5 protein-coding genes are annotated in these 13,893 nt (G+C 76.2%); all 5 read left to right on the top strand.

Going from position 1 to position 13,893, the window contains the following annotated elements; all coding sequences use genetic code 11:
• Positions 1 to 92: 92 nt before the first annotated feature.
• A complete protein-coding gene (locus CSPHI_RS01365) occupies positions 93 to 4,058 on the top strand; it encodes a DNA-directed RNA polymerase subunit beta' (protein WP_075691155.1) in 3,966 nt (1,321 codons plus the stop codon).
• Positions 4,059 to 4,241: 183 nt separating this feature from the next.
• Positions 4,242 to 4,748 carry a hypothetical protein gene (locus tag CSPHI_RS01370; RefSeq protein ID WP_084210173.1) on the top strand — a complete coding sequence of 169 codons (507 nt, stop codon included), beginning with the start codon at positions 4,242 to 4,244 and terminating at the stop codon, positions 4,746 to 4,748.
• Positions 4,748 to 7,345, top strand: coding sequence for a vWA domain-containing protein (locus CSPHI_RS01375; RefSeq protein ID WP_075691156.1), 2,598 nt, complete (start codon positions 4,748 to 4,750; stop codon positions 7,343 to 7,345). Before CSPHI_RS01370 ends, CSPHI_RS01375 begins: the two co-directional genes overlap by 1 nt.
• An 84-nt stretch (positions 7,346 to 7,429) precedes the next feature.
• A complete protein-coding gene (locus CSPHI_RS01380; RefSeq protein WP_075691157.1) occupies positions 7,430 to 11,068 on the top strand; it encodes a tubulin-like doman-containing protein in 3,639 nt (1,212 codons plus the stop codon).
• Positions 11,068 to 13,890: a hypothetical protein gene (locus CSPHI_RS01385; RefSeq protein WP_075691158.1), complete on the top strand. Its 2,823-nt coding sequence runs from the start codon at positions 11,068 to 11,070 to the stop codon at positions 13,888 to 13,890. The genes CSPHI_RS01380 and CSPHI_RS01385 overlap by 1 nt, the downstream gene beginning before the upstream one ends.
• Positions 13,891 to 13,893 lie beyond the last annotated feature (3 nt).

Below are 13,893 nucleotides of genomic sequence, written 5' to 3' on the forward strand. Positions count from 1 at the left end.
CCGCGCCGAGCACACGGAAGAACACGAACAGTCACGCACGACATCCCCCGCCGCGGGCAACGCGCCGGCGCGGGGGGAAAGGGATTACACAGGTGCTCGACGTCAACAACTTCGACGAGCTTCGCATCGGCCTCGCCACCGCCGACGACATCCGCCGCTGGTCGCGCGGCGAGGTGAAGAAGCCCGAGACCATCAACTACCGCACCCTGAAGCCGGAGAAGGACGGGCTGTTCTGCGAGCGCATCTTCGGCCCCACCCGGGACTGGGAGTGCGCCTGCGGCAAGTACAAGCGGGTCCGCTTCAAGGGCATCATCTGCGAGCGCTGCGGCGTCGAGGTGACCAAGTCCAAGGTGCGCCGCGAGCGGATGGGCCATATCGAGCTCGCCGCCCCGGTGACCCACATCTGGTACTTCAAGGGCGTGCCCTCCCGGCTGGGCTACCTGCTCGACCTGGCGCCGAAGGATCTGGAGAAGATCATCTACTTCGCCGCCAACATCATCACCAGCGTGGACGAGGAGGCCCGGCACGCCGATCTGGAGACCCTGCGCGCCGATATGCTCGTCGACCGCAAGATGGTCGAGGACGACCGGGACCAGGAGATCGCGGAGCGGGCGGCCACCCTCGAGGAGGACCTCGCCGAGCTGGAGGCCGCCGGCGCCAAGGCCGACGCCCGGAAGAAGGTGCAGAACGCCGCGGACCGGGAGATGCGGCACATCCGGGAGCGCGCCGAGCGCGAGCTGGACCGGCTGCAGGAGATCTGGGACACCTTCGAGAAGCTCGAGCCCAAGCAGATGATCGTCGACGAGGGCATCTACACCGAGCTGGTGGACCGCTACGACGAGTACTTCACCGGCGGGATGGGCGCCGAGGCGATCCAGACCTTGATCCGCAACTTCGACCTCGCCGCCGAGGCCGAGGAGCTGCGCTCGGTGATCCGCGACGGCAAGGGGCAGAAGAAGCTCCGGGCGCTCAAGCGCCTCAAGGTCGTCGCCGCCTTCCTGCAGTCCGGCAACGACCCGGCGGCGATGGTGCTCGACTGCATCCCGGTGATCCCCCCGGAGCTGCGCCCCATGGTGCAGCTCGACGGCGGCCGCTTCGCCACCTCCGATCTCAACGACCTGTACCGGCGGGTGATCAACCGCAACAACCGGCTGAAGCGGATGATCGACCTCGGCGCGCCCGAGATCATCGTCAACAACGAGAAGCGGATGCTGCAGGAGTCCGTGGACGCGCTCTTCGACAACGGCCGGCGCGGCCGCCCGGTCACCGGGCCCGGCAACCGCCCGCTGAAGTCGCTGTCCGATCTGCTCAAGGGCAAGCAGGGCCGGTTCCGGCAGAACCTGCTGGGCAAGCGCGTGGACTACTCCGGCCGCTCCGTCATCATCGTCGGCCCCCAGCTGAAGCTGCACCAGTGCGGTCTGCCGAAGCTGATGGCCCTGGAGCTGTTCAAGCCCTTCGTGATGAAGGAGCTGGTGGCCAAGAGCTACGCGCAGAACATCAAGTCCGCCAAGCGCATGGTGGAGCGGCAGCGGCCCGAGGTGTGGGACGTCCTCGATGACGTGATCACCGGGCACCCGGTGCTGCTCAACCGCGCGCCCACCCTGCACCGGCTGGGCATCCAGGCCTTCGAGCCGGTGCTGGTGGAGGGCAAGGCCATCCAGCTGCACCCGCTGGCCTGCGAGGCCTTCAACGCCGACTTCGACGGCGACCAGATGGCGGTGCACCTGCCGCTGTCCGCGGAGGCCCAGGCCGAGGCCCGGATCCTCATGCTGTCCTCGAACAACATCCTCTCCCCGGCCTCCGGCAAGCCGCTGGCGATGCCCCGGCTGGACATGGTCACCGGGCTGTACTTCCTCACCCTGGAGAAGCCCGAGCTGCCCGGCTCCTACCAGCCCGCCGATGAGCAGGGCCCGGAGCAGGGCGTCTACGCCACCCCGGCGGAGGCGATCATGGCCCTCGACCGCGGCGTGATCGGCCTGCAGTCGCCGATCAAGGTGCGGATCTCCCACCTGCGCCCGCCGGCGGAGGTGGAGGCCGAGCAGTTCCCCGACGGCTGGGTCAAGGGCCAGGTGTGGACCACCCGCACCACCCTGGGCCGGGTCATCTTCAACGACCTGCTGCCCTGGAACTACCCCTACGTCGAGGGCGTGATGGCGAAGAAGCCGCAGGCCGCGATCATCAACGACCTCGCCGCGAAGTACCCGATGATCACGGTGGCGCAGACCGTGGACAAGCTCAAGGACGCCGGCTTCTACTGGGCGACCCGCTCCGGGGTCACCATCGCCATGTCCGATGTGCTGGTGCTGCCCGACAAGCGCGAGATCCTCGACGCCTACGAGCAGAAGGCCAACACGGTGGAGAAGAAGTTCCGCCGCGGCAAGCTGTCCAAGGCGGAGCGGCACGAGTCCCTGGTCAACCTGTGGAAGGCCGCCACCGCCGAGGTCGGCGAGAAGGTGGAGGCGCTCTACCCCGACGACAACCCGATCCCGATGATCGTGAAGTCCGGCGCGGCGGGCAACATGGGCCAGATCCACTCCCTCGCCGGGATGAAGGGCATGGTCACCAACCCGCGCGGCGAGTACATCACCCGCCCGATCAAGACCTCCTTCCGGGAGGGCCTGTCGGTGCTGGAGTACTTCAACAACTCGCACGGCTCCCGCAAGGGCCTGGCGGACACCGCGCTGCGCACCGCCGACTCCGGCTACCTGACCCGCCGCCTGGTCGACGTGGCCCAGGACGTGATCGTCCGGGAGGAGGACTGCGGCACCAGCGACGGGGTGGAGATCACCATCGCCGAGCGGGTGCTCGACGCCTCCGGGGAGCCCACCGGCCGGCTGCGCCGCAGCCCCTACGTGGAGACCGCGGCGATGGCCCGCTACCTGGCCGTCGACGTCGTCGACGAGGACGGGGAGGTCATCCTGCCCAAGGAGACCGACCTGCACGACGCGGACATCGATCTGCTGATCTCCCGCGGCGTGGCGAAGGTCAAGGTGCGCTCGGTGCTCAAGTGCACCACCGCCACCGGGGTGTGCGCCAAGTGCTACGGCCGCTCCATGGCCACCGGCAAGATGGTGGACATCGGCGAGGCCGTGGGCATCGTCGCCGCCCAGTCCATCGGCGAGCCCGGCACCCAGCTGACCATGCGCACCTTCCACCAGGGCGGCGTCGGCGGCGACATCACCGGCGGCCTGCCCCGGGTGCAGGAGCTCTTCGAGGCCCGGGTGCCGAAGAACGTCGCCCCGCTGGCCTCCGCCACCGGGCGGATCCGGGTCGGCGAGGACGATCACTTCTTCACCGTGACCATCGTCCCCGACGACGGCTCCGACGAGGTGGTCTACGACAAGCTCTCCAAGCGGCAGGGCCTGTCCGAGATCACCGTCGACGGGCGCACCCGCACCATCCGCGAGGGCGACCACATCGAGCGCGGCTTCCAGCTCACCAAGGGCGCCGCCGATCCGCACGAGGTGCTCGCCACCCGCGGCGCGATCGGGGTGCAGCGCCACCTCATCGAGGAGGTGCAGTCGGTGTACCGGGACCAGGGCGTGGCCATCCACGACAAGCACATCGAGGTCATCGTGCGCCAGATGATGCGCCGGGTCACCGTGATCGACGCCGGGGACACCGAGTTCCTGCCCGGCTCCCTGGTGGAGCACGCGGAGGCGAAGAACGCCTCCCGGGAGGCGATCAAGGCCGGCGGCCGCGGGGCCCAGATGCGCCAGGAGATCATGGGCATCACCAAGGCCTCCCTGGCCACCGACTCGTGGCTGTCCGCGGCCTCCTTCCAGGAGACCACCCGGGTGCTCACCGACGCGGCGATCAACAAGCGCTCCGACAAGCTCATCGGGCTGAAGGAGAACGTGATCATCGGCAAGCTGATCCCGGCCGGCACGGGCATCGCCCGCTACCGCAATATCGCGGTGGAGCCGACCGAGGAGGCCGCCCGCCAGGCCGCGGCACCGTTCACCTCCTACGGGGAGGGCTTCTACGGCGACGAGGACACCTACCCCGAGCCGGTCGGCCGGGCGGTGCCGCTGGACGACATCCCCTACGACCGCTGATCCGCCCCACCCGGCGGAGCCCCCCCCGGGCCCGGTCGCCGCGCATCCCGCGCGGCGGCCGGGCCCGCGGCGCACCCCGGGTGCGGGCCGCGCCCGGGGGAGTCGCCGCCGCCGCGCCGCGCGGTGCCCTAGGGTTGGCCCCATGACCCCGTTCGGGGGCGGCAGAAGAGGAGGCGCGGCACGGTGGCGGAGCATCAGGGACATGCGGAGGCGGGGGCCTACCGGGGCCCCGGCCCCGGCGGCTACGGCGGCGGCGCGGCCGCCCCGGCCGGCGGATTCGGCGCCCCCGCCGGGGGCTTCGCCGCCGCCGGGCCCGGCGCCGGCGCCCCGCTGGCCGCCGACCCCGGCCCCCTCCGGCTGCGCACCGGGCCCTGGCCCTGGGTGCTCGCGGCCACCGCGGCCGCCGTGGCCGGGCTCGCCCTGGCCATCGCCGCGCCGCTGACCGCCGCGCCCACCGACCCGGCCTGGCCGGCGCTGGCGCTGCCCGGCTGGGCGCTCGGCGGGATCGGCACCTTCGTGCTGCTCGGCGCCCATCTGGTGGCCGACACCCGCCGCCAGGCGGCCGGGCCCTACGTCTCCACCCCCGCGCAGACCCTGCTCTACCGGGTGGCCGCCGCCGGCGGGCTGCTCACCGTGGCGGCCACCGCGATCGAGATCGCGCTGTGGGTCTCCAAGACGGGGGTGCTCTGATGGCCGCCGGGCGCCCGCCCGCCCGGGCGCGGCGGATGCCGGCGCTGCTCGCCGCGGCGCTGCTCGCCCTCGCCGCGGCCTGGCCGGGGGCCGGCCCGGCCGCCGCCCAGGAGCCCGCCGCGCCCGCCCCGGAGCGCGCCGCCGCCGGGGACCAGGGCCATGCCGCGGTCCGCGATTTCGCCGGCTGCATCGCCGGCGCCTCGGCGGCCTCGGTGCTCATCGTCATGGACGAGTCGGCCTCCCTGGTCGGCTTCGACGATGAGCCGGCCACCGACCCGGAGGCGCTGCGGGTGGCCGCGGCGCGGGACTTCGCCGGCCGGATGGCCCGGTACGCGCAGCGCTCCGGGGCGGAGATCGACGTGGCCCTGGCCGGTTTCGCCGACGGCTACGTCCGCCGCGGGGATTTCACCCCGCTCGGCGTCGACGGCGGCGGCAGCACCCTCGACGAGGAGATCGGGCGCTTCGCCGACCGCGCCGACGGGTCCTACACGAATTACGAGGAGGGCCTCGACGGGGCCTTCGCCGAATTCGAGGGGATCGGCGACGAGTGCCGGGCGGTGCTGTTCTTCTCCGACGGCAAGCCCACCTCCTCCAGCTGGGGGTCGCCGATGGACCCGGTGTGCGCCGCCGGCGGCCCGGTGGCCCGGCTGCGCGCCGGCGGGGTGCGCCTGTTCACCATCGGCCTCGGCGCGGAGACCGACGCCGACCTGCGCCGGATCTCTGAGGGGGAGTGCTCGGCGCAGCCGGCGAACGGCGCCCATCTGCCGGCCGCCGATGCCGCCGGGCTCTTCGCCGCCTTCCGGGCGATGATCCCCGCCGGGGCGGGCCGCTCCCGGGAGGCCGTGCCCATCGACGAGCCCTTCGCCTTCACCCTCGACGACACCGTCGCCCCGGTGGAGCTGTCCGCCCAACCCGACCGGCGCACCCCCGCCGGGGCCCTGGTGCCCACCCTCACCCCGCCCGGCGGGGAGCCGGTGGACCTCGTCGAGGGCGATACCGCCATCGGCGGGGCGCGGGTGACCACCCGGGCCAACCCGGCGCTGCCCGGGATGGTGGACGTGAGCATGGAGCGCGCCGGGGAGGGCTTCGCCGGGCGCTGGGCCTTCGGCTACCGCCGGGCCGCCGGGGACGCCGGCGCGGAGAGCTACCGGGTGTCCCTGTCGATCCTGCCCGGGCTGCGCATCGACCTGCCCGGGGCCCCGGGGCGGGGGCCGCTGAGCCTGTCCACCGGGGACCGGCTGCCGGTGCGCCTGGCCGGCCCGGACGGCGCCGCCCGGGCCTTCGCCGGGGACGCCCGGCTGCGCGCCGAGCTCCTCCCCGCCGACGGCTCCGCCCCGGTGCCGCTGGCCGCGGACCTGGACATCCGCTCCGGGACGGCGGAGGTGCCCCTCGACGCGGTGACCGGCCGCCTGGCGGGCACCCTGCGGATGGCGGCGACCATCACCACCGCCGCCGCCGGGGACGCCCCCGGCACCGAGCTGAGCCCCCTGACCTACGCGCGGGAGGCCTCCATCGCCGCGCCGACCGCCCCGAAGCTGCCCGGGTCGGTGACCCTGGAGCTGCGCGGCGGCGCCGGCGCCGCCGAGATCCCGGTCACCGGTCCGGGGAAGGCCTGGGTGGCCCCCGGCGAGTTCGCCGTCGGCGATGCCGTGGTCTCCTACGCCGCCGACCACGACGCCGCGGACCCCCTGGAGCTCGCCCCCGGCGAGACCGGGGTGATCCGCCTCGAGGCCGAGGTCGCCGACCCGGTGGACCGCACCTTCGACGCCGTCGCGCTGCCGGTGGGCGTCGCCGACGCCGAATCCGGGGCGGAGGACACCGTGGCGGTGCCGGTGCGCGGCTCGATGAGCGCCCCGGTGGACGCCGCCGCCTTCGGCCTGGCCCTGGTCGCGGCGCTGCTGCTGGCCCTGCTCATCCCGGCCGCGGTGGTGTACCTGATGAAGTACCTGGTCGGCCGGATCCCGGCCCGGCCCGGGGTGCTCGCGCTGCGGCTGCCGGTGCGCCTGGACGGCGGGGTGCTGCTGCGCGCGGACCGCGGCGGCGAATTCGACGTGGACCATGACGAGGTGCTCGCCGCCCCGCGCACCACCTCCCGGGGCCGGTCCATCGATCTCGCCGGGATCCGGGTGGCGGTGCGGGTGGGCTGGAACCCGGTCACCCCGCCGCGGGCGGTGGTCGCCGCCGCCCCCTCCATCTCCGATGACGGCCGCCGCCGCGGCGGCGCCGCGGAACTGCCCCCGGCGGTGCAGGACCGCTGGTTCGTCCTCGGCGGGGGCGGGGACCCGGATGCCGCGACCGTGGTGCTGGCCCTGGATGAGCGGGTGACCCGGGCCCGGCTCGCCGGGATCGTCGCCGCGGTGCGCCGCGACGGCCCGGCCCGGGTGCGCGCCCTGGCCGAGGAGGCCGGCGCCCCGCCGCCGGGCGGGCCCGCCGCGCCGGAGCACCCGGCGGCCCCCGGCGGCCCGGTGCCCGGCGGCGGCCCCGGGGAGGCCGGCGGCGGCTCCTTCGGCGGCCCGGACGGGCCGGTGTTCGGCGACGGCGGCTCCCCCTACCGCGGGGGATTCGGGCCCTTCGGCGACGGCCCCCGCGATGGCTGAGCCGGCCCCGCCCCCGCCGACGGCCCCCCGCACGCGGGGGCCGGGCGTGGGCGATACTGGATCACGGTGAAGGGAAGGATTGTCATGCAGAAGTACCTCGTGGTCGGCTGCGGCGGCTCCGGCGCGAAAACCCAGGCCTACATGATCGACCAGCTCCTGGCGCATCTGCGCCGGGTCGACCCGGAGCGCGCCGAACTGCCCGCGGCATGGCAGTTCGTCACCATCGACGTCCCCCTGGAACCGGAGCCGGGCCCCGACGGGCTGGCCAACGTCGCCCAGGCCGGGGGCCGGTACATCCCCATCGGCAACCGGCTGCACTACAACCGCTTCGACGCCGGGCTCAGCCACCAGCTGGCCCGCAGCGGGGCGCTCGGCGAAATCGCCACCTGGGCGCCCCGGGACCCGGAGCACCTGAACACCCCGATCAGCGACGGCGCCGGGCAGTACCGGGCGATCGGCCGGATGCTCACCATCCAGCACCTGGAGACCATCCACGAGGGCCTGCGCGCCGCCATCGACCGGCTCAACCTGGTGGAGACCACCATCGAGCTCAACGAGCTCAACCACCGGATCACCGGCCGGCACTCCGACTCCGCCGACGATCAGCCGGTGGTGCTCATCATCGGCTCCATGGCCGGCGGCTCCGGGGCCTCCATGGCCTTCGACGTCGCCCGCCTGCTCTCCGCGATGCCGCTGGTCAAACCCGCGCACACCGCGGTGTTCATGCTCACCCCGGAGGTCTTCGAGGCGATTCCCGAGGACCGGATGCCCGGGGCGTGGGCGAATTCGCTGGCCATGTTCGGCGAGGCCTTCGCCGCGCAGACCGGCGCCGGCGCCGGCCACGACGTGGCCCTGATGCGCGCCATGGGCCTGGCCGGGGCCCCGCAGGACACCACCTTCGGCCGGCTGTTCCCGATCGGCGCCCGGATGGGCGGCACCCGCTCCCGCTTCGGCGACGGCACCCCCACCGCGGTGTTCCGCGGCCTGGCCCGGGCGCTGGCCGCCCTGATGAGCTCGGAGAAGGCCTCCGGCGACTTCAAGTCCTACACCCTGGCCAACACCGGCTCCCGGGTCGGCGACCGGTCCATCCTGGGCTGGGCCTCCCCGGAGCAGGTGCGCTGGGATGACGTGCCCTGGGGCTCCATGGGCTACGCCCAGCTGTCCATGGGCCGGGACCGCTACGCCGAGTACGCCGCGCAGCGGCTGGCCCGCACCGCCTTCGACCGGCTGCTCGCCGGGCACGTCGACCCCGCCGAGGAATCCACCGGCAAGGAGCAGCTGGACCGGCGGCTGCGGGAGCGGCTGCCCGGGACGCTGCACCGGATGGGGCTGCCCCGGGATCTCGCCGCCGGCTTCGGCCCCGAGCAGGTCGGCGCCTGGCTGGGCTGGCTCTTCGGCAACCACTCCGCCGCCGCCGGGGACGCCGCCGCGGCCTGGTTGCGCGGGCAGCTGCCGCCGGGGGAGGGGATGCGCTCGGCGGACTGGGCCGCGCTGGTGCGCACCCGGATCCGCGATGCCGGGGCGCCGCTGGCCGAGCGCCTCGGCGAGGAGGCCTACGCCATCGCCCGCGATTTCGCCGACCACTTCACCGACGCGGTGATCGGCGAGGTGGAGGCCGCCATCGCCGCCCTGGGCCTGCCCTACGCCGAGGAGCTCATCGACCGGGTCGGCGAGCTCATCCAGGAGCGGCTCGCCCCGGCGCTGCGCGCCCACGTCGACGGGCTGCGCGGCCGGGACCCGGTGGCCGCCCCGCCGCAGCTGGAATCGCTGCTGCAGCCGCTCGGCGGCCGCGGCACGGTGAAGTCCGCGGAGCAGATCGCCGACCAGGTCGCCGAGGTCTACCGCGCCCAGTTCGCCGCCCACCACCTCGGCCTGGTGGCCGCCCGGCTGCAGCCGGCGCTGGCCGACTTCCGCGCCGAGGTGCTGGTCCGGCTGCGCCGGGAGCTGGAGTCGGCGCACCGGGACCTGGAGCGCGCCGGGCAGATCCGCGATGCCGCGGTGCACCTCGCCGACGTGGCCACCGAGGAGCCCACCGCCTGGCCCGCGGACGCCGATGAGCGGATCGACGAGCGCTTCGCCGGCTCCGCCAACGAGATCGTGATCACCGACGTGGATCGCTTCGCCGCGGACTACGAGGCCCATCTGCTGGCCACCATGGCCGCCGGCGACCCGCAGCTGCGCGCCGCCGACCAGGCCTCCGCGGCGGCGGCCGCCGAGATCCTCGCCGGGCGCTGGGACACCCAGGGCGGGTCCCCCGCCCCGGCGGACACGCTGTGCCCCCCGACCACCGGGGAGGCCGGCGGCAACCGGGCCGGCTGGGTGTCCCGGCACCTCGCCGCCGCCCCCCGCGGCGGCGCCGACCGGGAGGCCCGCCCGGCGGTCTTCCGGGTGCGGCTGCGCCCCGCGGAGCTGATGGCGCGCACCCGGGCCTGGATCGCCCGGCCCGCGAAGCCCTTCAGCGACTTCATCGACGTGGACCTGCGCACCTACCTGTCCCCGGCGGCGGCGGAGAGCCGCGCCGAGCACGCCGAGCGGGTGGCCCGGCTGCGCTCCGCCTTCACCCGGGCGCTGCGCCTGGCCCGGCCACTGGCCGCGGTGAGCACCGAGATGCTCGGCCTGGTCTACGGCGGCCAGGGGGCGGAGGAGTACCACTTCAACTTCTCCGAGATCCCCTTCGAGGGCACCGGGGCGAAGGAGGAGCTGGAGGCCATCCTGGTCGGCGACCGGTACCGCGACGCCGCCACCCTGGGCACCTTCGAGGCGGCCTGCACCACCGACCGGCGGGTGTTCGCGATCGACGTGTTCGGCTCCTACCCGAACTACTCCCCGGTGGTGTTCAGCTCCCTGTTCCCGCATATCGCCGAGGATTGGGCGGCCCGCGCCGGGGCGGTGCAGGGCTTCTGGCAGCTGCGCCGGGCCCGGCCGCTGCCGGCGGCGCTGCCGCTCACCGAGGAGGAGCGCCGGGCGATGGTCGGCGGCTGGCTGATCGGCGTGGTCACCGGGCGGATCCACATCGCCGACCGGGGCCGGGCGGAGGCCTCGGCGCATATCCACGACGACCGGGCGCGCACCTGGGTGCCCTTCCCGCACCCGATGCTCACCCCGCCGAAGGACTTCCGCACCGCCCTGGACTGGATGCCCGCGGTGATCGAGTCGGTGCTGCTGGCCTACGCCATGGTGCAGACCGCCCCGCCCGGCGGGGCGCCGGGGGATTCGCTGCGCCCCTACCGGCTGCTGCGCGGGCTCTACGACGACGGCGACCAGGGCCCCACCACCGGGGCGGTGCAGCATCCGGCGACCCGGGCGCTGGCGCAGTGGCTGGCCGAGGGCGACGACCCCGCCCACGGCGGCACCCGGATCGGCGCGGCCGGGGCCGCCGGGATCGGCGAGCGCCGCCGGCACCTGGCGGAGGCGCTGGCCGGGGCCCGGGAGAAGGCGGCGCTGTTCCTGCCCCGCCGCGGCTCCGCGGCGCTGCCCGGCGCCGCCGCGGAGGACCGGCCCTTCGCCCACGTCACCGACCGTCGGGCGGCCTCCCGGATGCCGCTGTACCGGGATCTCGCCGCCGACGTCGACGAGGTCGCCGCGGAGCTGCTCGGCCGCCTCGACGAGGCCCAGGCGCTGGCGGAGAACCCCGCCGAGCCGGCGGCGGCGCCGTGGACCAGCCCCGCCGATGACCTGGACACCGCACCGCAGCTGCCGGATCTCGGCGGGGGCGTCATCTGATGGCGGACACGGTGATCCTGCTCGGCGCCGGGCCCGGGCCGGAGGCGATCCGCGGCAACCTCGTCGACCTGGCCGCCCTCGGCCTGGTGCACCGGGTGCTGTGGGCGCCGGCCACCCCGGCGGCGGCCCGCGCCGGCCGGCTCACCGAGATCACCGCCGGGCACCCGGTGACCCGCGACCTCGGGGTGGCCGACGCGCTGCGCGGGGCCGCCGGGCGGGTGCTGCTCATCGCCCTGGACGAGCCGGACGCGGCCGGGTCCACCCTGGACGCGGCGGCGACCGCGGCGTGGACCGACGCGGTGGACCGGGTCGGCCCGGCCGCCGCGCACCGGGTGCACCTGGTGCTGCCCCGGCTGCCGCTGCCCGCCGCGGCGCCGGCGGCGATGCCCGGCTGGACGATGCTGGCGCTGTCCCCGGAGGACTCCGACGCCCCCGGCGACGCGGTGCTGGAGCAGCACCGCGCCGACGGCCCGGCGGCGCTGGCCCGCTACGCCGCCCCGGCGGTGGCCGGGCTGGCCGGGCTGTGGGCGGACGCGGCCGGGGTCCCGCTGCTGGACGGCCCCGATGGCCCGGTCGGCGGCGGCGGGCCCGGCCGGCTGCGCCTGGTGCGGGTGCACCACCGCCGGATCGACGTCGCCGACCTGGAGGACCGGCTGCGCCGCCGCGCCCTGGACGTGCGCGCGGCCACCCCGCAGCCGCGGCTGCCCGGTGGCGCCCGGGTGGTCGCCGGCGGCGATGACGGGGACCTGGTGGCCCGCGCCGCCGGGGCCTTCGCGGACCGGGCCCGGGCCCGCCTGGTGCCCGCCCCCGCCCCGCCCCCGCCGGCCCCGCCCGCCCGGATCGGGGCGGTGCGGGCGCTGCGCCGCTTCCTCGCCTTCTTCGCCCGCTGCGTGCTCGGCACCCCCCGCACCTGGTACGCCGCCCAGGTGCACGTGGTCCAGTCCACCCTGGCCCGGGCGGTGCAGGCCGCGCTCTACGGGGCCGACTCCGATGTGGAGGTGGTCTGCGGCGATCACTCCGGGATCCGCCGCCGGGAGGGCATCGCCGAACTCACCGGGGCCTCCGCGGCGCTGCGCGAGCGGCTGGACCGCGACCCGGCCGCGCCGGTGGGCCCGCCCCCGGCGCTGGCCACCCTATGGCGTGGCTGGACCGGGGTGGCCCTGGGCCTCGTCGACGGCGCGGACCGGGCCGAGGCCCCGGCGGCGCGGGACCACTACGGCAACCCGATGGTGCTCAGCCGGCCCGCGCTGGCCGTCCCTGACGTCGCCGACTCCTTCGACGGGGCGCATCCCACGCTCACCGCGCTGCTCGGCGACTCCCTGGGCGGCACCCGGATCGCCCCCTTCGACCCCTACGGGGCCCGCGCCTACGGGGAGGCCCTGGATCTGGCGGTGCGGCAGACCACGGACCGCTCCGTGGCCCGGCTGCGGGAGGACTTCCGCACCTGGCGGGCCGCCCGCTCGGCGAGCTTCGCCTGGCGCACCGGGGAGGCGATCGCCGGCTTCGTCGAGGAGTCCCGGGACCGGGCCGCCGCCGCCGGGGAGCGGCTGCACCGGATCCGCGCCGAACGCGCCGGGCTCGGGGAGCCGGACCCGGCCGCCGGGGACCGGCTGGTGCGCACCCTGCGCCGGCTCACCCTCGGCTGGGCGCTGCTGCAGGCGGCGCTGATCTACCTCATCGTCTGCGGCATCGCCCCGGGGGCGCGGCTGGCCGACTGGGGCCCGGCCCTGTCCTGGGGGCGCGGGCTGCTCGCCATCGCGGTGACCACCCTGGCCGCCCTCGGCGCCGGGTTCGCGGTGTTCGCCCGCGCCCAGCGCGGGGTCCTCGAACGCGCCGCCGCCGCCCGCCGGATCGCCGCGGAGGAGGAGGCCGCGGTCCGCGACCTGGTCTCCGCGGTGGCCCATGTGGAGCGCGCCGGGCTGGCCTACGGCCAGCACCAGGCGTGGTCGGCGATCCTCGGCCGGGCGCTCGCCGCGCCCTTCGGCGCCGACCCCGCCCGGGTGCGCGGCACCCGGATCCCGGAGGCCGGGATGCCCCGGGCCGCGGTGATCGCCGAGGCGGTGGCCGAGGAGGCGGAGCTGGGCCGGGCGGTGTCCGCGCTGCGGGACCGGCTCTTCCCCCCGGCCTGGGCGGACGCCGCCGTGGACCGGCTGCTCACCGCCGCCCGGGAGGCCGCGGAGCGGTCCGGGGACCGGGTGCCGGAGCCCGGGCAGCTCTACGGCCAGGCCGGGGCGGGCAGCGCCTCCCCCCTGGACCGGCTCGCCCGGGGCGCGGTCGCCGCGGACCTGCCCCGCGGCGGGGCCGCGGAGGCGGCCTGGGCCCCGGCGATCGCCGCCCTCGCCGACTCCGCGGCGGCCGGGCCGCTGCTCGCCCGGCTGCGCAGCTGGGAGGACGGGGAGGAGCGGATCCGGGGCAGCGCGGACCTGCTCGCCGGGCTGGACGGCGGCGCCGCCGGCGCGGCGCCCCGGTTCACCCCGGCGGCGCTGGCCGCGCAAGGCGTCAACCGGGGCGGCACCGAGGTCGACCCCGCGGTCGGCGGCGTGTTCCGCGGCCCCGGCGAGGGCGCCGCGGGCACCCTGGGGCGCACCCTCACCCTGGTGCACTACGGCCGGGTCGCCGACGCGGCCTGGTTGGCCGAGGCGGCCGCCGCCGAGCCCGCCGACCCGGCCGCGGCGGAGTCGGCGCGGGCGGTGCTCGAGCGGCCCTGGCCGCCGGAGCCGCCCGGCTCCGCCGCACCGGGGGCGCCGCCGGGCGGGGGCCGGCACCGCCGCCCCGGCGGATCCGGCCCGGCGCTGCCGGAGTTCGGCGAGGATCTGATGTAGGCC

The organism is Corynebacterium sphenisci DSM 44792, from assembly GCF_001941505.1.
In the GTDB taxonomy this organism is placed as follows: domain Bacteria; phylum Actinomycetota; class Actinomycetes; order Mycobacteriales; family Mycobacteriaceae; genus Corynebacterium; species Corynebacterium sphenisci.